This is a genomic window from Candidatus Chloroploca asiatica, from assembly GCF_002532075.1.
GTDB classification, from domain to species: Bacteria; Chloroflexota; Chloroflexia; order Chloroflexales; family Chloroflexaceae; genus Chloroploca; species Chloroploca asiatica.
The window spans coordinates 1-19269 of record NZ_LYXE01000192.1 but is presented as its reverse complement, the minus strand read 5'-3'; the positions used below and the strand labels follow the sequence as shown (position 1 = coordinate 19269).

Genomic DNA, 19269 nt, shown 5'->3' with positions numbered 1-19269 from the left:
TCGTACCAGAAGGCCGACCCGCCTGCAAAACCCTTTACACATGGCTCGAAATGTCTCAAAAACTCTATACGTGAAAGCGGATCCCACCCGCCACGCCGCTCGTCGTGTCCCCACCGCCGGCCCCCGCTGATGCGGGGCCGGTGGAGCCCGCGCCCCCGGAGCCGCTGCGTCCAGCATCGGCCACCCGTGGAAGCTCCGCACCCCGTGCGTCCGCACGGTCGCGCCGCCGGGCACCGCAGACCTGGCGTGACCGGATGCTCGGCGAAGTCTTTTTCTTCCTGCTCGGCCTGGGCGTCTGGCTGAGCAACGCCAGCTTCACCGTGCTCGGCGTCACCGCGCCGGTGGGGCTGACCCCGCTGACCGGCCTGCTCGGCTTCCTCTTCCACGTGCTGCTCTCCCGCGCCGAGCTGTCTCTCTGGTACCGCTGGCGCGACCCGTGGTATCTGCTGCTGCTCGTCGGCTGTGTGCTCGTTGACGCCGGCACAACCCTGGTCGGCCTGCTCCCGCTGGCGGCAACATGGCTCCCAGGGTTGGTTGGCACGACCCCCCAGAACGTGCTAGACTGGGGGCATCTCGTCACTGCCCTGGGTGGCACCACCAGTGTCCCGGCCTGGTGGCCCAACGCGCTGCTGTTGGTAGCCATGAGCTTTGCCTTTGCGCTCGGCTCCGAGCGGTTGCTGCGCCGCTTCTCTCGGGGGATGGTTGAGACCTGGCAGGAGCGACCGGGGTGAGGGAGGTGCCGAATGAGCGAATCGCGACTCTCCGACATGAGCGAGGCCGAGTTCGACGCCATGATCGAGGGGCATCTTGAGCGGATGGCGCGTGGCGATCGTGAGCTTGAGGCCGATGTCTTTGTCGACCTGCTCCTCGAACGCATCGCGGCCAAGGCTGAGGCCCCGGTTACGTTGGCGATCGACGTCCATGGCGATCAACTCGTGATCACGCCTGATAGCCCAGGAACCGACATTGTGGTGCAGGGCAACGAAATCCTGATCGGTGGGCGGCGGCTGGTCTTGCGACTGGTGCATCAGCCGACGTCGTGATCCCGTGCCATGCTCTGAGGAGGCATGACGATGCAACCATCATTCCTTGACGCGCTCGGGCTCTTCCAATGGCTCGGCTTTGCGGTGCTCGTCGCCGCCTGGCCGGTCTACGAGTTGCTCACGCTGCGCCGACGCGCCCGGCAGGCGGAGGAGCGGGCCGCCCAGCTGACCCAAGACTACCAGCACCGCATCGAGGCACTGGATGTCGTTCAACGCCAGGCAGTTGCGCACCTGCTGCAGCACCCGCAACCGCTGCGCACCCCACCGGCGGGTGTTGGGCCAACCCTGCACGCGGTCGCGGTCGATCACGCGCCTGATCCCTACGCGATCCCGATTGGCTGGCAGAATTCAGATGGCGTGGCCGACCTCGTGACCGGCAGCCTGCATGGTGACAGCCCCTACTTTGTGGGCAACATCCAGGTCACGGGCATGACCCGCTGGGGCAAGAACATCTGGGAATTCCTGACCACCACGACCCTCTGCGCGCGCACGACGCCGGCGCAGGTGCAGATCTTCTGTATCGACGGCAAAGGGCCAGACGGGGCGCTCTGGCGTGGGCTGGCGCACAACTGGCGTGAGCCGATCACCCGCGAAGAAGACCTTCCTGACGCAATCGCGGCGCTCGAAGCGCTCCGTGCCGAACGCATGCGCCTGTTGGCGCAGCACGGGGTGACCAAGTGGGAAGAACTGCCACCCCAGAGTCGCCCACCGCTGGTCTGGGTCGTGATCAACGAGTTATCGCTCCTGGAGAAGGTGCTGGGCCGTGAGCTGGAGCGCTGGCTGACCCGCGAGCTCTCCTCGGCCCTCGCGGGCGGCCTCCGCTACTGCATCCTGATGCAGGACGCCTCGAACTGGGAGACCGGCTGGCGGCGGCAGATCGGCCTGGCCGTGGCCGGTGGTCAGGTCAGCCGCGATGCCGACAAGCCCAACCTGGGGATGAGCACCGGGGAGATCAAGGAGCGTGGCGGTATGCCGCCGTCAGAACTCGCCGAGCGCGGCCAGTTCACCGTACGCTTCTACCGCGATGTCGTCTCGGTCAGCATCCCCTATCTCACCGTCGAGGAACGGAAAGCAGCGATCGCCCGGCTGCCCAGCGCACGACAGCGGACCAGCGTGTCAAGCCTTTCTGCGCCCCAACAGGAGGCGACGATACCCGATACTGCGGTACGTTCCGCGGCAAGCCGGGGCCAGCAGTGCGCGAAAACGACGCGTTCAGCCCTCCTCGCTGATGGCAGTATGGTGAGTACCGGGCATCAGAATGGGGTATCCACTGATACTGCCAACACGCTCGACCCGCTGGGTACAGCGATCGATACTGCCCTGGAACAGGGTGATGAACTCACCGATGCGCAGATTACCTATTTACACCTTCACCGGCAATGGTCGCCCACCCGCATTGCCGAGTCGCGTGGTCTGCGGGGACGCAAGCAGGTACGCCTGGAGCGCGTGTATGCGGCGCTTGGCCGCCGGCGTGAGCCGGCTGAGGTTGAGCAGCAGGTGTAAGCGGGCTGGAAGGAAGGGGCTGCCCCATGCATGCCGCGGGGCAGCGGCGGTGACAGCGGCCACGTCAGCGCTTGATCACCCCACATACCCCGAGGGGTTGATGCGACCCCTGTGCATTGAGGGGAGGAAGACGCGCTGACCGCCGCCCCAACCGGCCTGCGTCGCTCTGGCAACCCGGTGATCGGGCCTGTGCGTACCCGATCAGACGACCTTGCATGGCTGCAAGCTGTACCCACCTGCGTCATACGGCGTCCCAATGCGCCAAACGGCGGTTTTTGTGCGCACCAAACTCCCCCCGAATAGCTGCATATGCGGGGTATTGGCATGGTGCATGGTGCGCCTGCCAGGGCTGACCACACCGCAGCGTCTGCGCACCGAGCAGTGTCACTGGGGATGCTCGGAGGTCGGTGCTTCCCGCACCCTCCGCACCTCCTCCTGCGCCCAGAGCCTGGCCTGTTTGCGAGTCAGGCCACGCGGGGCGCCGATGTTGCGCCAGTGGGAGTTGACGGTGGTCAGGGTGATGCCCAGGGCGTCCGCGATGGCGTCGTTGGGGAGGCCTTGGGCGCTGAGCCAGATCACGTCGATTTCGCGCGAGGAGACCGCGAGCGCGGTGAAGTGAGCGACGATGGTCGGCGGAATGTCCGGTCGGGTCTCTGTCTCGGTGATGAGCGGCGGCGGGAAGAGTGGTGCCGGCTCGCCCAGGGCGAGGGCGCTGAGCGTGGCCGTCAGGCGTTCGCTGAGGGCTGGGTCGTGGGCGAAGACCACGGCGGCGACGCCATCGGGCGGTGCGGTGCGGGCCTGGGTGGGGTCAAAGGCGAGCAGCACGAGGGGGATCTGGTGCGCCCGGGCGATCGGGGCAATGGCGCTCGCCGCGCTTCCCTCGGCGATGATCGCCGTCCATGGCAGGTACTGCAGGGCCAGGCGGAGCGCGGTCGGGTGGCTGGCTTCCATGATCTGGGCGACGCCGCGCAGGTGCTGGGTGAGGCCGCTCCGGACGATGCGTGAGGTGCTGTAGATGATGACGTGCAGGACGGCGCGCTGCACGCGGCGCAGGCGTTCGAGTTCGTGGCTTTGTTGGCGGGCCAGGCTGACGACGGCGTCGTTGCGGAGGGCGGGCATCGGCTGTGCGAGGGCGGCGGAGAGCTGGCGGCGCAGGCTCAAAGGATCAACCGGCTTGTACATCGGTGGCAAGCAGCCCATAGCGGTCAGCGCCGCGACGGGGATGGGGTCGGCGGTGAAGGGGACAATGGGCAGGTCGGCGCGGAGTTCACGCAGGCGCAGGTAGACACTCCCGCCTGGAAGGTCGGGCAGATGCATGTCGAGGATGACCAGATCAAGCTCGCGGTGGCGGTGCCGTACCTGGTCTACCCCGCTCAGCCCATCATCAGCCTCCACCAGCGTCCACGCGGGCGGGAGTGCCGTCCGCACATCGTCGCGGGCGGCAGGATCGTCGTCAATGATCAAGATCGTTGGCATGGCTTGCTTCCTCTTCTTCGTGATCTGGTGCGTTCCGTCCTCGCGGTCAGCGTGACGACAACAAGGGTGTTGGCCGCACATCGGGTCTGCGCCTCGTTTGCGGTACGGGGCACGTTGTCCCCGGTGGCATGGTGATGGCACCCAGGCCGGTGGCATGGCGTGCTTCTCGTGGTGGGACGGGGTGATTGCTCGGCATCGCGTGCGCCTCGTTTGCGGTACGGGGCATGTTGTTCCCGGTGGCATGGTGACGACAACAAGGGTGTTGGCAGGGCGTGCTTCGTGTGGTGGGACGGGATGGTTGCTCGGCATCGCGTGCGCCTCGTTTGCGGTACGGGGCATGTCGTCCCCGGTGGCATGGTGACGACACCCAGGTCGTTGGCATGGCGTGCTTCTTGTGGTGGGACGGGGTGGTTGCTCGGCATCGCGTGCGCCTCGTTTGCGGTACGGGGCACGTCGTCCCCGGTGGCATGGTGACGACAACAAGGGTGTTGGTAGGGCGTGCTTCTCGTGGTCGGACGGGGTCGTTTCGCCGCATGGTGTGCGCCTCTTTTGCGGTACGGGGCCTTTCGTCCCCGGTGGCATGGTGACGACACCCAGGGTGTTGGCAGCATGTGGTTCTCTCCGTGGGACGCGACGTGGCGCGTGGCGCTGGGCCACCGCCGTATGGCATGATCGTCGGCATGGCTTCTGTCCCTTCGCGGTGCGGCATGTGGCTCAACGCCACGCACGGGCGTAGGGCGGCTACTCGTTGGCATCACGTGCTCCTCGTGGCGGTGGTCCCTGGGGTGCGTCGGCGGCGGGCAGGCGAATCCAGCAGACACTGCCTTCCCCGGGGCGACTGGTCACCCCATAGACGCCGCCCATGTGTTCGGTCAGTTCACGGACAATCCCCAGACCCAGGCCCATTCCTGGGCCAGGAAGGGTGCTGGGGTCAGCACGCCCCTCCGGCACGTAGGCTGCGTTGGGCACGCGGGTACCGGTGTCGCGCACGCTGATCGTCAGCCAGCCTGGGACGTGCCGGTCATCCCAGAGTTCGATGGCAACCTGGCCGCCGGCGCTGGTTGCGTCGAGCGCGTTGGTCACCAGGTTGTCGAGGATCCGCCGCAGGGCCGTCGCATCGCCGCGCACGGTGGCGCCGGCGCTGTTCATCACCCAGAAGAGATCCACGCGGGCGATCTGGGCCCGTTCTGCGGCGGCGTCGATCACGGCACGCACAATCGGCAGCACTGCGACGACGACGGGGGGCCGCGGAAGCAGGGGCCGGTCGCTCAGCACGCTGCGGAGTTGGCGGGCGAGACTCCGTAACAGATCCAGGTGATCACTGAGCCGCTGGGCGAGGCCATGAATCTCGGCCCGCTCGAGTTCACGGGCAAGCCGGTCGATCCCGCTGAGGGGCGCGGCCTGGTCGTGGATCAGGCGGGCAAGCGCGGTGATCTGCTGCTGGGACGCGGCCTGGGCGGCCTGGTGGGCCTGACGTTCGGCGTGCAGGCGGTGCCACCAGCGCTGGCGTTGGCGGGTCTGGCTGATGCGCTGGAGCACGCCGCGCCCCAGTTCGAGCCCGAGCAGGCCCAGGACGGGCGCGGGTGCAAGGTGCTGCGTCGTGATGACACTGACCAGTGCGCCCCAGACGACGAGCGACGGCAGCCATGCGGCGGGCGTCCGCGGGCGATCGTCCGCCTGAGCGGGGGCCGGGCACTGCGCGGCCCAGCGTCGCACGACCAGGGCCAGGAGGCTCAGCCGCAGGGGTTCCAGCAGGTCATGCGCACGGGCGATTGCCCCCGGAGGCAGGCCCACGAGCGTTGCCAGGCGTAGGCCAACGCTCAGCCAGAGCAGCCCCTGGATTGCGCGAAGCGCCCGCGGGCGGATGAGCGCCATGAGCATCACGGCCAGGAGCAGGGCGAGATCGAGGAGGATAGCGAAAACGAGGGGCGGTTCCAGAGGCAACGCCCCAGGAGCGTCGCGCTGGGGTGACCACGCGGCGCCAAGCAGGGTCGTGGCCCCCAGGATGGCGAGGACGGCGAGCAGGGCCTGCCCGGCGCGGAGGCTACCGCGCTCCTGCACATCAGTGGGGGCGGCCAGCGTCGCCACACTGACACTCCCGGCGAGGCTGGCGATCACCAACGCCAGACCGGGGGTGACCGCCAGCTGCATCGCGGTCGCCATCAGCTGCTGGCTCAGGCCGCTCGCCGCGATGCTGATGGCCCCAATCACGCCGAGCCAGTTGCGCCGGTCAGGGCCGGGCATCCGGGCGGTGAACGCCACGCTCAGGCCGACGACCCCCCACCCGATCGTGACCGCGCTCAGGTCGAACCAGACCTGCGGCACCACCGGTGGGCTGCTGCTCGCGAAGGCCAAGAGCGCGGCGCGGGTGAGCGCGGCGGTGACCAGGCTCCAGGCCAGCGCGTGTAGCAGGGCAGCGCGGAACCCAGCGGTGGCGGGTGCGGGGGCTCGCATCACCTCACCAATGGTCACGCCAGGGCCGCAAGGAACCCTGAACCGCGTCAGCTGTTAGCGCCGGAATGATCGCATCACCTCACCATCAGTGACCTCAGCACCGCGACCGACAAGCACCGTCGGCGTACGGCCCGCCTCGGCCCAGCCGTCGTTGTGCCGTCATCAGGCACGCCAGGCACGCCAAGGACAAGCCCGAACGCCCCAACGGTAGCCGTCGACCGACCTGCCTCGGGTGGGCGCGGGACGGTGCTTCCCAGTGAACCCCAAAGCGTGCCTGAGTATAGCACGAAACGCAAAGATGTTCGATTTTACGAGATTACCGTTGCATGACAGGGAGGGTCACAGGTGGAACATTTGATCGTCTTTTGATCATTTTTGACCCTGGGCGTGACCCCTGCGGGTGCGCTATCATCGCGCTAGACCAGGTGGCCCTACACGCACCACGGCGGCGTCCGTCCCGTCCTTCGGACGTCTCCCGTGGCACGCGGGGCCTCACGGGTGTGGGGCTGATCGCGGCCCTGATCACGAATCGCTCACGATCTGAGGAAGGAGGGAGAGCATCCGCATTGACGCGCTGGGTTCGAGAACCACGGCGCGCCGTCCATCACGCCTGGGTCGTCAGGCTCGGTGCCGTCAGTGGCACATAGCACTGGGTTCAAACGGTGCTCCGTGTTGTTCAGCAAACGCCTGGGTTGTCAGGCTCGGTGCCGTCAGTGGCACGGGATCGTAGTGCGGCGGAAGCGACGAACGGCTCGGCCTCGCACCGATACCCTATGGTGCCGGGGCAAGCCCAGCACGACCCAAGAGGGAGCTGCCACGAGGCCTTCTGCATGTGGTCTCGCCACGTTCGCGATGTTCGTGCTGGGTCGTTGCCGCTCCGCCGGTGGTGTACGGAGGAACGATGGGTGTGGTGGCCGTGCCGGGGCAAGCCTGACACGACCCACGGGGGAGCTGCCACGAGGCCTTCTGCATGGATTGTCGCCACGTTCGCGATGTTCGTGCTGGCTCGTTGTCGCTCCGCTGGTGCCGTACGAAGGAACGATGGGGGTGGTGGCCGTGCCGGGGCAAGCCTGACACGACCCACGGGGGAGCTGCCACGAGGCCTTCTGCATGGATTGTCGCCACGTTCGCGATGTTCGTGCTGGCTCGTTGTCGCTCCGCTGGTGCCGTACGAAGGAACGATGGGGGTGGTGGCCGTGCCGGGGCAAGCCTGACACGACCCACGGGGGAGCTGCCACGAGGCCTTCTGCATGGATTGTCGCCACGTTCGCGATGTTTGTGCTGGCTGGTTGTCGCTCCGCCGGTGGCGTATGGAGGAACGATAGGATTGGTGGCCGTGCCGGGGCAGACCCAGCACGACCCACGGGGGAGCTGCCACGAGCCCTTCTGCATGTGGCGTCGCCACGTCCGCGATGTTCGTGCTGGCTGGTTGCCGCTCCGCTGGTGCCGTACGAAGGAACGATGGGGGTGGTGGCCGTGCCATGGCAAGCCTGACACGACCCACGGGGGAGCTGCCACGAGGCCTTCTGCATGTGGCGTCGCCACGTCCGCGATGTTTGTGCTGGCTCGTTGCCGCTCCACTGGTGTGGTCGTGTCCACCGGCACGATGGTTTCGGTGTCCGTGACGCCTGGTTGTCGCGGTACCGCTGGTGATCCTCCCTGGTTGCCGCGGCGCTGCCGGTGGGGCACAGCGGTCGCTCTGGCCCGAGGTTGACCGTTGACCAATGAGGGGCGCCCCGACGTCGGGCGTCCACACCATGAGAGATGACAGGAGCACCGATGGCGTTATTGATTGGCTCTGATGTTCCCGGTTTGCTCCCGGCGCTCGAACAGGCGCTGGGAGGTACCCACCACCTGACGCTGCTACGTGAGGCGGAGGCCATGGCGTCCGTTATGCACAATCCGTCCGCCCGCCTCGATGCGGTGATCTTGAGTGATACGATGGTGCCGAAGCCCGGCAAGGATCGCGCGACTTCGCTCTGGGAGCTCGTCGTCTGGATGAGCCGCTCGCGTCAGCCGAAGGTTCCCGTGATCGTGACGCTCCATCATGACACCCCGGAGGCGATTCAGACCGCCCTGCGCGACGAAGTCCGTACGACCGGCGGTGATCTTCAGGTCATCACGCCGGAGGCTCGCACGCCACACCATCCCGAGGCGCAGCGCGTGGTCGCCTGGATCCTCGACCAGCTCACGCTGGAACCACTGCGCCATCCGTACCTGATGGTCGCCACCAGCAACGCGGGCGGCTCGGGCAAGACGACCACCGTGATGCATCTCTGTCTCTACCTGGTGCGGCGCGGCCTGCGGGTGCTGGCCGTGGATTTCGATATCGGCCAGGGTGCGCTGGTGAACTTCTTCCAGCTCGGCGACGAGGGGCGAGCGGGCTTGACCACACTGCCTGACGCGTATCCGCATCTCGTGACCTCCTACCCCCGCGAGCTCGTCGAGCAACGGATAATCCACCATCGCAGCGGGCTGGATCTCCTCTGCGCGGGTCAGGGCGTGCGCGATCCCTGGGATATCTCGACCGCCTGCCTGGAGGGACTGATCGCCACGCTTGACCAGTTGGCGTATGACGTGGTCTGTGTGGATCTGGGGACAGACTGGAAGAGCCGTCCGGTGATCGTTTCGCTGCTCACACGCCGCACGAGTACGCCCATCGTGGTCTGCCCACCGGGGCACAAAGAGCGCATGGGGGCGCTGTCGGCGCTCGAGGTGCTGGGCAAGCTCCCGCGTGAGGATGGGCGGCTGGCGCTGGATGCGGCGATGCTGGTCTGGATCGCAGGTGCCCGCGGCCACGTCATGGATATCCGCACGGTGCGGCGCGAGGTGCTGGGGCAGTATCCGCACGTGCCCGAACTCGGCCTCGTACCGCACGACCCGGCGCTGCTCAGCATGGCGGCCGAGCGGGTGCCCTTTTGCTCGGCCTTCGATCTCGCCCCCCGACGACCGTACTGTCAGGCGATCCGCCACGTTGCGCGCCGCTGGATGGATCTGATTGCACTTCCTCCCGCCTGGCTGACCCGCGTCGACCCCGATGAAGCGCACGCCCACTCCTTCTGGACGCGGTGGGCGGGCAGGTCAGCCGCCCCTGCCATGCCCCTGCCAAGCGTACCGGACGCAACGACCACGAAAGAAGGTTCACGATGACGAGATGGATGTGCCCCCGCTCCTTGATGCGGAACCGGTGGGTGGGCAACGCAGTCGCCCGCCACCCCCACCTGCCGGCCCGGCCAGAGGCCATAACGATGAAGGGAGACCCACGATGACGCCACGTACGATGCCGCGCTCGGGCTTGGAACGCCAGTGGGGGGGCACCTCACCCTGCCACGACCGCGCCCCTGCCCGAAGCAACGCCCATGAACGGAGCGGCCCGATCATGCCACGCACGATGCCACGCTCAGTGGAAAAGCGCCGGTGGGTGCGCAACGCAGCCGCCCTCCACCCCCACCTGCCGGCCCGGCCAGAGGCGATGACGATGAAGGGAGACCCACGATGACGCCACCCACAACGCCTCGGAGGTTCGATCAGCGGGCCGCCGAGCACCCCCGTGTTCACGACGAGGCCATGCCGCCTGGGGCGGTGACCGAAGCGATGGTGCGCGCCATCGCAACCTGGATCAACCGTGCCTGCCAGCGGGCCGAAGCGCATGCGTGTGCCCGCCAGCGCGGTGAAGCTGAGGCAGCCACCGCTGACGCGGGGTTCAACCCTGCGGAGCGTGACCTCCTGCTCGATCCCGGCGGCGACCTGGCCCAGCGCCAGGCCGTGTTCCGGCGCGTGCTGCACGCCGCCCGCACGCACCCGCAACTGGAGGGCGTCGATCCCGCGCTGCTCCACGACGAACGCGGGCTCCAGGTGCTGTGGGAGGCAACCTGCGCCTGGGGGGAACACGTGCAGGCCTTGCTCGACGATGCGTCGATCACGACGATCATGATCATTGGCACGACCGTGCTGGGCGTGGGGCCGCAGCGACGGGTCATCCAGCCCCAGGCGTATGCCAGCGCGCGTGAACCGCTGCTGCGGGCCACCTTTCTCACGCGGGCGCGTGGCCGGATCTGGGATGCCGAGAACCCCATCATCACGGGCGCATGGCCGGGCACGCTCCAGCTGCACCTCGTGCGCGAACCCTGCGTGATGGCCATGCGGCCGGCTGAGCCGGGCTTGCTGGTGGTGATGCGCCGTCGCCACCGCCCGTCGGCCACGCTCCCTGCACTGGTCGATCGGGGCATGCTCGATGCGCCTGCGGCGGCGCTGCTGGCCCTCCTGCTGGACGCGGGCGCTTCGTGCCTGGTCAGTGGCCCGCCGGAGGCGGCGACGATGGAGGTGCTGGACGCGCTGGTGGACTACGGCCACGGCGCGCCCGGGCAGCATGTGCTGGTGGTCGACCGCCGTGCTAGGGCGGTGGGCGGCCCCACGCCCTTGCCTGCACAGGAGCCTGACGAGCCGCCTTCTCCAGGCTGCATGCAGGTTGCCCGCCCGACGGTGCTGCCCGCGCTCGCTGCGCTCAGGCCCGATCTGGTGGTGCTGCCCACGCTCGACGACGCTGACGCCGGCGAGGTGCTCCATCACGCCGAGGCCGGGCAGCGGATGCTGGTGCGCATCAACGCGGCGTCGGCACCGGCGGCGCTGCGGCGCATGGCCCGCCTGGCGGCAACGGCGGCGGCGGGGACGCGGTTTGCCGGTGCCCCCGACGCGGCGTTGCATGCGCTCAGCGCAGCGTTCGACGTCGTGATTGAGGTGGCGTCGGCCCAGCCTCGGAACCGCCCCTGCATTCAGACGGTGGCCCTGCTCGCTGAGGGTTCAGCCTTTGAGCAAGCTCCGCGCCTGGTGCCGCTGCTCACGGCGACGGTGACTGCTGACGCGATCACGTGGGCGGCTCGGGCCGAGGTACAGGGAGGTCGGCTGGTCTGGCGTGACGCCCCACTCGCGTGCTCGGCCCGGATCCAGGCCTGGGTGGGGGCTCCATCAGATCGACAGGAAGATCAGATTGCCGATGCATCACCGCCAGAGTCGCAGGGTTACGAACCCAGGGCGGATCATCGGCGGGCCGGAGCGACCACGCCTGAGCGCGAACCATCGTTAGGGTTGACCGATGATCACCGTGGTGTCTCTCACCGGCGGGCCGTGGAGGTGACGCCTGAGCGCGAGCCATCACCAGGGTTGACCGATGATGAACGCAAGGACGATCATCGGCAGGCTGTGGCGGTGACGTCTGAGCACGAGCCAGCGCCAGAATTGCAGGATAATCACCATGGTGTCTTTCACCGGCGAGCCGTGGCGACGACGCCTGAGCGCGAGCCATCGCCAGGGTTGACCAATGATGAACGTAAGGCGGATCATCGGCGAGCCGTGGCGGTGACGCCTGCGCACGAGCCAGCGCCAGGGTTGACCCATGATGAAGGCAGGGCGGATCTTCCGCAGGGAGGGCCGACGTCGCCTGCGCGTGCCCCCGCCCCCCCCGATGACGATCTGCTGCACCGTGCCCGGGCCGCGTTGCGCGTGGGCGCCTGGGACGAGGCCGCCGGGGTGCTGACGCGTGCGCTGCACACGAGCGACCCTGCGCAGGTGCAGGCCGTGATCGCCCAGGCGCTGCAAATGCCGGAACTGGTTGCACCGCTTGACCAAGCCCTGGACGAGGCCGCCGCCCGTCTCCAGGCGGCCCTGGCGGCCTGGGAGCTTGACCGGGCGCAGCAACTCAGCGTTGTGCCCTCGGCCAACGTGCTGGTCATGCGCCGACGGGCCACCCATCCCGGCTGGCAAGCCGCGCTGGCCGCCCTCACGCAGCGCCAGATCACGCTCACGACATGTCAAACGGCCCTCACCCAGGCCAGTGCGCACCGACAGCGCGGCGACCTCGTGCGCGCCGTGGAGGTGCTCCAGCCAATCGCTGTGGAGGCGCTCCCGCCTGATTTGGCCCGAACACTGCTGACCGCCCGCCGTTCCTTGCTGACCCAGGTTATCGCCCAGGCCCAGGCAGACGTCCCGGCACCACTGCGCGACGTGGAGGCGTTGGCCCAGGTCAACCGCGATCTCGCCGCGCAGCAGGCAGCGCTGACCCAGCCTGCCCCTGCGCCCGGTGAGCGCTCGGTCCCTCAGGCGCGCCCTGATGGACCAAAGCTCCGGGACGAGCCACCTGCACCATCTGGCCCTGTCGCCACGCCGCCGCCCCCTGCCGTGCCTGTCGCGGGCGACGCCCCGGTTCTTGTGACCCCCACCGAGCGGAGCGGTTGGCTCGAGGCCGCGCTTGCGCAGCGCCCGCCGACCTCGTCGGCGCTGCCCCCTGCCGCGTCCACCGTGGACGACGACCGTGGCCCGGTGAGCCCCACTGAGCGGAGCGGCTGGCTCGAGGCCGCGCTTGCCTTCAGTCGGGAACGCACCCGGCTGCGGCAGGCCGACGCAACGCAGGCCGACGCAACGGAAGGGCAGGACGCCGCATGACGATCCACGCCCGGCTGCGCCGCAGCGGAACCGTCCTCCGCCATGCCCTGGGCACGCGGCCCCGCGTCTGGCATGGCCGCCGGCGTGGGGCGTCGCACCCGCGGTCCGCCGCCGCCCAGCACCTGTTCGCGCTGGGCGAGGCCCATGGTCGCCAGGCCATGCTCGACGAGTTGCGCCTCCTGGCCCACAGCCACCTCAAGCCGCAGGTGCTGACGGTTCAGCACTGCCTGATCCTCGCTCGTGCGGCCACTTCGGACGATGAGCGCACCCACTGGCTCGGTGAGGGCCTGCGGCAGACTAAACGGCTGCTCGACATGGTCGTCATGCTGCCCCACCCCGCCGGGGCCGCCCTCGTCCCGGACGATCTTGAACAGGCGGTGACCGCACTGACCCGGAATCTCGCCGGCACGTATCCGCACTGCACCTGCCAGGTAGAGGTCACGGGAACGCGCCCGCCCTGCCTGGACGACGCGCAGCAGCGGGCGCTGATCGTCATCGTGTATAACGCGCTCATAAACGCCTACCTGCATGGTCGGCCCACGCAGGTCACGGTTGCGCTCCAGTATGCGCCAGATGCGCTGATCCTGGTCGTGTGCGACGATGGCTGTGGGATGGATCTTGCGGCACCCGCGCCCGGCGGGCGCGGCCTGCGTGACATCCGCATGCTGGTCGCCCGCTACGACGGGACGATGCAACTGACCAGTGCGCCGGGTGCCGGCACGCAGTTGCGCGTGACCATCCCCATCGTCGCGCCGGACGCAGACGCGGGGCAACCGCGTCTGCGTCCGGCGCATCCATCACCGGAAAGGACTCTGCCATGACCATGACCGCCATCCCATCTGGGCTCTCACCCGTCCGCAGCGCGCCGCCGCCACCCCCACCTGCGTCCCCGCAGCGCGTCCTGATCATCGATGATCACCCGCCCATCCGCGCCTGGGTGCGTACGACCCTGGCCCCCTACCAGATCGAGGTCGTGCCCGCCCGCTCGGGCGAAGAGGCGCTCGCCCTGGTTGCGCAGGGCCCGCCGCTCGCCGCCGCGATCTGTGATGTACTCATGCCGCATGCCGAACTCGAAGGCATCGCGGTGGCCCGCGTGCTCTGGTATGAGCACGGCATCCCCTGCCTGATCCTGACGAGTGTGCAGGAGGCCGCGACCAGGCTGGCGGCGATCTACGCCGGGGCGTTTGGCTATGTGCATAAAGACATGGCCGAAGCCGACGTGCTCGTGCGCGCCGTGCTGAGCCTGCTGGCCGGGCAGCGGCCCCCGGATCCCCTGGCCGCCCTGCACATCAGCTCCGACGAAGCGCAGCACCTGGCCGAGATCCGCGCTGCCTACCTGCGAGCGCTGGAACACCTCACCCCGCAGCAGCGCGTTGTCGCCGGCCTGATCCTGGAAGGCAAGACCAACCAGGAGATCGCCGCGCAGCTCGTGCTCGCACGGGGCACGGTGAATTCGCATGTGAGCAACATCTTGCAGCGCCTGAACCTAGCGACCCGCCGTGCCGTGAAGACCCGCGTGCTGCTCAGCTCTCCCGGCACGGGCGGGAACCACCGCCTACCGAGGGCCACGCCATGACCGACACCCACGACACCCCCGACACCCTGGCCGAGACGGACGACCCGCACGCGACGATCGACGACCTGCACCGCGCCAACCGGGTGATTCAGCAAGCGCAGCGGCAGATCACGCGGGGGTTGAGTGACCTGGCCGAGGGCATCGTCAGCCTGTCGCTGATCTTGCTGGAGGTACGCCGCCGCCGTCTCTACCGCTTTGACCCGGCGGCACCGACCTTCGAGCAGTTTGTCGTGCAGCGCCACGGCATCAGCGCCCAGCACGCCAAACGCTATGTCGACGCACTCACCGCCCTGGGGCCGCAGCAGTATCACACCCTGCTCAGCGATCTGGGCTTCCAACGCACCTACGCGCTGGCGATGTTGCAGCACGCCGATCCCACGCTGGTCACGGCCTTTCAGGCGCTGCCAACCCCAGAACGCCACGCCGTCACCGTGGCCCAGATCGAGGCAGTCGACGCCACCGTCACCGCCGAGCTTCGCCGCCAGGTGGCCCAGTTGGAGCAGGCGATCACCCGCGAGCAGGGGCTGCTGCAGCAGACCCGGCGCCGCCTGCACGACGTGGAAGACCTGCATCAGCGCGTCACCAGCGACCTGATCGAGGAACGCGACACCGCCAGGCACGCGCTCGATCAAGAGCAGGCCCAGACCGAACGGTTGCGCCGCTTGCTGCGCGACGCGTCGCCGCCGCCCGCCACGCCGGATGCGACGCGCCGACCCTCCGCGAGCGGCGCCGCTCCCCTCACCGCCGCCCTGCCGGCCCCGTCGCCCGCACCGCCCGTCACGGAAGCGGTCGTCGTCGTGGTGACGTGTGACGTCGGGGCGCTGCTCAGCGACATACGTGCGGTGCAAGAAAAGCTCGCCCGACTGACCCAGCTCCGTCGTGACGACCTTCCGTCCACCGAGCGCCAGGCCCTCGCCGAAGCGTTGCGCCAGCTCGCCGCAACCCTGCAGACGCTGCGGGCGACGGTTGAATACTGAGGAACCCGCTTATGCCCATCCCTGAGGCAGCCCAGTGGTCGCGGCACGTTGTGTGTGGAGGAACCGGATCATGCCCCAGGGCGATTGCATCATACGAAACCGGATAAAAAATGCTCTCTGTGGCAGCATGGGCATGCAACCAGCGGCGCAAACGGCGGCACCCGGCAACAACGAGGCACCCGCAAGGGGTGCCCCTACAAGGGCCGGGGGCCGGGCCCGGTGTACGGGCACCCCTTGCGGGTGCCCTGGTGGGGTGCATGCACGGAAGATGCAATCGCCCTGGATCATGCCCATCCCTGAGGCGGCCCAGTGGTCGCAGCACGCGGTGCGTGGAGGAACCCACTTATGCCCATTCCTGAGGCGGCCCAGCTGCATCACGACTATGTCCGTGAAGGCAAGACCATTCGTGAACTAGCCAGCGTGTACCGCTGTCGGACATCCGTACTGCTCGCGGCGATGGACGCCGCCGGGATTACGCGCCGTCGGCCCGGCCGCCCACGCGCCCCCGTGCCGGACTGGGACGCTGAGAAGCTGCACCAACTCGTCAAAGCGAAGGGGATCCGGTATGTGCGCGCCTTTGCGCGTCGGCACGGGGTCAACCGCGAGAAACTCGCCGTGCTGCTGGGCACACCGCCGCTGGAGCGCGGCCAGCGGCGCCGCCAGGTCGCGGTCGCGCACGACGCCGCCATCCGCAGCGCCTATGAGGCCGGGGCCTCGATCAACAGCCTGGCGACGCGTTATGGCTGCACGCGTCGCGCCATTGGCTACAGCCTGGATCGCACCAGCGGCGGCAACAATGGGCAGCCAGACCCGGCAATCGAGCTTTGATAGCTCATTGTTGCCGCTCGACGCGCCATCACCGGCGACGCACGATGGCTGCACACAATGCGCGCTTGGCGACCGCCTGGATCGCACCAGTGGGGAAACAATGGGCAGCCAGACCCGACAATCGAGCTTTGACAGCCCATCGTTGCCGCCCGACGCGCCATCACCGACGACGCACAATGGTTGCACGCGACACGACATTGGCGACCGATCGCACCAGTGGGGCAACAATGGGCAGCCAGACCCGGCAATCGAGCTTTGACAGCCCATTGTTGCCCGTATGAGAGGAACACCATGGCCCATCCCGACGACCATGCTCGCCAAGCCCAGGAAGATACACCCAGGTTCGCGCCGCTTCGCCTCACCTGTCCCCACTGCGGCCAGCCGCTCGACGTCGTCCCAGTGCTAGCGCCACCACCGCCACCGAACGCCAGGCTGGAAGCACCAGCGCGATCATCGGCGAGGCACATTGGTCGCGCCGCATTGAGCGCGATGCAGCAGCGGCTCTTCCCGTTCAGCGCCGTGACTGGGCCACATCACCAGCACGCGGGAGGTGCCGCGCATGACCGTGACCCGGTGGCACCGCGACCGAGTGGACGCACGCAAGAGCCGATCGCGGGGGTGGGTACCGCGAACGACCGTGACCCGGTGGCACCGCGTCCCTGGCGCACAACCATCCTCGTCATCCTCGGGATCGTCATCATCGCCGCCCTGCTCATCTGGTTCGGCCAGCCGCCGGGCGGCGTGAGCGCAACCACCCGGCCTGCCCCGGCAGCGCAACCAACCCTGGCCACGCCCAATGCTGGCAACCTACACGCCGCCGAAGCCGTCCTTCTCGACACCCTGGCGAACTACCACCGCGCCGAAACCGAAGCCGCCGCGCTGCTCACCAGCGCACCGCTGCTACCCTACCTCGATCCCACCGGCCCCTTCGCCCAACGCCGCCTCGCCCAGCTGGCCGAGCGCCAGCGCCGCAACGCCCCGCATCGCTCGATCCTCGTACGCTGGGGCATCGGCGCGATCACCGTGGACGGCGACACGGCCACCGTCGTCACCCAGGAAACCTGGAGCAACCAGGAGGCCGGCGCCGTCGCGCCGGAGCAGGCGACGGTGCGGGTGATGTATATGTTGCGTTGGGATGTAGGCGTGGGGCGGTGGCTGATCGTGGCGAGCGAGCAGATGGGGGTGTAGGCGCTTGTGTTGTCTATCGCTGTGAGTGTAAAGGATTGCCGCCTAACGGATAGCTGTCAGCTGCGCCGCTGGCGGGCGTGGTGAGAGCAGGATGCTGGCGGCACGCGCCGGCTGCCAGCAAACTGCGGCTATCGCCCCGTGGATCGGAGCCGCGCTTCGGTGAATAGGCCCCCGCTGGAGGAATGCGGTCGCCCGCCCGTCGGGTCAGATAGCCGCAGTTTGACGGGTAAAACGAGCCCAGGTTGAGGCCGCGCCAGCGGCGTGAGCTGCACAGCGGTGTTCGGCTGCGTTCTTGATTCATGCGATTATTTGTGCGAATACAACACTATGAACACAGCGATTATGGCGAAATAGTTGGAGATACTGTTGCAGACGGAACGTTTGTTTGTGTTACTGGCAAGGTTGGCATTACTGTTGCATTGGATTGGTTGTTTTGTGGTAGATTCGGGTAGATTATGCCGTCAACCAAATCACTTTGGATAGAAACGGCTCTGATCTCATCGCTTTGTATATCCTGCGCCAAAACCACATACGAGCTTTGATTTTGCTCAATTAGATAAAGAGGCGCAGTCACTAATTCTTTGTCCAACCTCACTAGTTGAGAAATGGCTTCCAACTTGTCTCGCTTTGCAACGAGAAATATCTTTACCGGCTCTCCGCCTCCAATTCGCGGAGATATATTAGGGTATATGGCGTTTGCATAAACAAAAATGCCTACAATTGTTCCAAGTATAGGAAGTGGAGACAAGTATTTTAGCCATGGTGGTCGAGCGGGTTCCATAGTAATGGGGTTTAAGCGTGTGCCATAAACCTCTTTCATTAGCTCAATTGTGGGAAAAAGAGCAGCTGTGAAAATCCAAAGGGCAAAACTAGATACTAACTGATCTAACGACGTAGTGTTGATGAAACCTAGAACCGCTAATGCAGCAAACGAAAACACAGGCAATATAAATACCGAAATCGTTACTGCAATAACTGATCGATAATGGAAATATCTTGCCGCATATAATAAGGGAAAGGAAAGGAGGAGTATATATAAAACCCCCACCGAAATGTATCGCGAATTTAATAGACTTGCTCCGTAAACACCAAATTTTGCTAAATGAATGGTTAAGATTATGAATCCAATAACATATGCAAGCCCTGCAATAGCTGTTGTTAGGCCAGCTAGTTTCTGAAGCGTATCAATTACAATGCCTAAACTTGGTTGTGCCTGTTTTTCGTTTCTAGAGCTAGTGTTTTCTTCCGGTGTAATGATTGTGGATTGGCCTGTTCCTTTGGTATGACTACTCCTGCGCTGGTCTCGAGTCATTTCCAAGCCCTCCTTATCTGAGGATATCTTATCCAACTGTACGCGCTAAAGCTTCAAAGGTTACAGAAGCTATTTTAGCAGAACTAGGAGGTATAAAAGTTGGGGATAGAACAAAGTACCGGTCGTGCTACCGGCGATAAGCTCTAGCAGCCCAACGAACTAAGGATTCATGTGGCGCGAAGCCGCCACATAATCCTTGTTGAGCGAAGCCGAAGCGCCCAACGGAGCAGAATCGTATGGGATTTCCGGTGGGGGTCTGGGTCAGGGGTGTGCGCCCGCGAAGCGCCAGCGCGTGCGTGCCGTGTGGCGAACACCCAGCACTTCGGTCAGGCAGGGGCCTGTGTCCGGCTCAGCCCGGGAGCGTCTAGCTGCCCAGCGCTCGACCAGCGGGTCGCCACGGAATGTGTCAAGCACCTTTGGACACGAGTCTTGGTCAAATGCGGTGCATACGTGCCACCAGCGTCACGCCATCCG

At 66.7% G+C, this 19269-nt stretch carries 13 protein-coding genes; 10 read left to right on the top strand and 3 right to left on the bottom strand.

Features of this window, described 5'->3' with window-relative positions; genetic code table 11:
- The first annotated feature begins 104 nt into the window (after nucleotides 1-104).
- Genes A9Q02_RS22850 through A9Q02_RS22840 form a run of 3 tightly spaced genes read left to right on the top strand, consistent with a single transcriptional unit; the run spans nucleotide 105 to nucleotide 2546 of the window.
- Complete coding sequence (locus A9Q02_RS22850) at nucleotides 105-731, top strand: hypothetical protein (protein ID WP_141509158.1); 627 nt, start codon at nucleotides 105-107, stop codon at nucleotides 729-731.
- A gap of 12 nt (nucleotides 732-743) precedes the next feature.
- Entirely contained in the window at nucleotides 744-1043 is a 300-nt protein-coding gene (locus A9Q02_RS22845; protein WP_097655392.1) for a hypothetical protein, read from the top strand.
- 30 nt (nucleotides 1044-1073) lie between these two features.
- The gene (locus A9Q02_RS22840) at nucleotides 1074-2546 is read left to right on the top strand and encodes an FtsK/SpoIIIE domain-containing protein (protein WP_097655391.1); all 1473 of its coding nucleotides are present in this window, start codon (nucleotides 1074-1076) and stop codon (nucleotides 2544-2546) included.
- 384 nt (nucleotides 2547-2930) lie between these two features.
- On the opposite strand, the gene A9Q02_RS22835 is transcribed toward A9Q02_RS22840, so the two are convergent.
- Nucleotides 2931-4361 (bottom strand): response regulator, encoded by a 1431-nt coding sequence (locus tag A9Q02_RS22835; RefSeq protein ID WP_172451297.1) that lies wholly within the window; start codon nucleotides 4359-4361, stop codon nucleotides 2931-2933.
- Nucleotides 4362-4763: 402 nt separating this feature from the next.
- Nucleotides 4764-6476: a sensor histidine kinase gene (locus tag A9Q02_RS22830; RefSeq protein ID WP_141509154.1), complete on the bottom strand. Its 1713-nt coding sequence runs from the start codon at nucleotides 6474-6476 to the stop codon at nucleotides 4764-4766.
- Nucleotides 6477-8255: 1779 nt separating this feature from the next.
- Here A9Q02_RS22830 and A9Q02_RS22825 point away from each other — a divergent pair.
- The 7 genes from A9Q02_RS22825 (at nucleotide 8256) to A9Q02_RS22790 (ending at nucleotide 17483) form a co-directional block, all read left to right on the top strand.
- Nucleotides 8256-9626, top strand: coding sequence for a MinD/ParA family ATP-binding protein (locus A9Q02_RS22825; RefSeq protein ID WP_172451295.1), 1371 nt, complete (start codon nucleotides 8256-8258; stop codon nucleotides 9624-9626).
- 345 nt (nucleotides 9627-9971) lie between these two features.
- Entirely contained in the window at nucleotides 9972-12914 is a 2943-nt protein-coding gene (locus A9Q02_RS22815; RefSeq protein WP_097655386.1) for a hypothetical protein, read from the top strand.
- Nucleotides 12911-13735, top strand: a complete 825-nt coding sequence (locus tag A9Q02_RS22810; protein WP_097655385.1) for a sensor histidine kinase — start codon at nucleotides 12911-12913, stop codon at nucleotides 13733-13735. Before A9Q02_RS22815 ends, A9Q02_RS22810 begins: the two co-directional genes overlap by 4 nt.
- Nucleotides 13732-14490, top strand: coding sequence for a response regulator transcription factor (locus tag A9Q02_RS22805; protein ID WP_097655384.1), 759 nt, complete (start codon nucleotides 13732-13734; stop codon nucleotides 14488-14490). The genes A9Q02_RS22810 and A9Q02_RS22805 overlap by 4 nt, the downstream gene beginning before the upstream one ends.
- Nucleotides 14487-15467 carry a hypothetical protein gene (locus A9Q02_RS22800; protein ID WP_097655383.1) on the top strand — a complete coding sequence of 327 codons (981 nt, stop codon included), beginning with the start codon at nucleotides 14487-14489 and terminating at the stop codon, nucleotides 15465-15467. The genes A9Q02_RS22805 and A9Q02_RS22800 overlap by 4 nt, the downstream gene beginning before the upstream one ends.
- Before the next feature lie 345 nt (nucleotides 15468-15812).
- Nucleotides 15813-16295, top strand: a complete 483-nt coding sequence (locus A9Q02_RS22795; protein WP_097655382.1) for a hypothetical protein — start codon at nucleotides 15813-15815, stop codon at nucleotides 16293-16295.
- Between the two features lie 291 nt (nucleotides 16296-16586).
- Complete coding sequence (locus A9Q02_RS22790) at nucleotides 16587-17483, top strand: hypothetical protein (protein WP_141509152.1); 897 nt, start codon at nucleotides 16587-16589, stop codon at nucleotides 17481-17483.
- A 340-nt stretch (nucleotides 17484-17823) separates the two neighbouring features.
- On the opposite strand, the gene A9Q02_RS24005 is transcribed toward A9Q02_RS22790, so the two are convergent.
- Nucleotides 17824-18795, bottom strand: coding sequence for a hypothetical protein (locus A9Q02_RS24005; protein ID WP_141509150.1), 972 nt, complete (start codon nucleotides 18793-18795; stop codon nucleotides 17824-17826).
- Nucleotides 18796-19269: the final 474 nt, after the last annotated feature.

What these genes read in the sequence shown, in the direction of transcription:
- A9Q02_RS22845 (WP_097655392.1), top strand. Translation starts at nt 744, where the DNA reads ATGAGCGAATCGCGACTCTCCGACATGAGCGAGGCCGAGTTCGACGCC.
- A9Q02_RS22840 (WP_097655391.1), top strand. Translation starts at nt 1,074, where the DNA reads ATGCAACCATCATTCCTTGACGCGCTCGGGCTCTTCCAATGGCTCGGC.
- A9Q02_RS22835 (WP_172451297.1), bottom strand. Translation starts at nt 4,361, where the DNA reads ATGCCCCGTACCGCAAACGAGGCGCACGCGATGCCGAGCAACCATCCC.
- A9Q02_RS22830 (WP_141509154.1), bottom strand. Translation starts at nt 6,476, where the DNA reads ATGCGAGCCCCCGCACCCGCCACCGCTGGGTTCCGCGCTGCCCTGCTA.
- A9Q02_RS22825 (WP_172451295.1), top strand. Translation starts at nt 8,256, where the DNA reads ATGGCGTTATTGATTGGCTCTGATGTTCCCGGTTTGCTCCCGGCGCTC.
- A9Q02_RS22815 (WP_097655386.1), top strand. Translation starts at nt 9,972, where the DNA reads ATGACGCCACCCACAACGCCTCGGAGGTTCGATCAGCGGGCCGCCGAG.
- A9Q02_RS22810 (WP_097655385.1), top strand. Translation starts at nt 12,911, where the DNA reads ATGACGATCCACGCCCGGCTGCGCCGCAGCGGAACCGTCCTCCGCCAT.
- A9Q02_RS22805 (WP_097655384.1), top strand. Translation starts at nt 13,732, where the DNA reads ATGACCATGACCGCCATCCCATCTGGGCTCTCACCCGTCCGCAGCGCG.
- A9Q02_RS22800 (WP_097655383.1), top strand. Translation starts at nt 14,487, where the DNA reads ATGACCGACACCCACGACACCCCCGACACCCTGGCCGAGACGGACGAC.
- A9Q02_RS22795 (WP_097655382.1), top strand. Translation starts at nt 15,813, where the DNA reads ATGCCCATTCCTGAGGCGGCCCAGCTGCATCACGACTATGTCCGTGAA.
- A9Q02_RS22790 (WP_141509152.1), top strand. Translation starts at nt 16,587, where the DNA reads ATGGCCCATCCCGACGACCATGCTCGCCAAGCCCAGGAAGATACACCC.
- A9Q02_RS24005 (WP_141509150.1), bottom strand. Translation starts at nt 18,795, where the DNA reads ATGACTCGAGACCAGCGCAGGAGTAGTCATACCAAAGGAACAGGCCAA.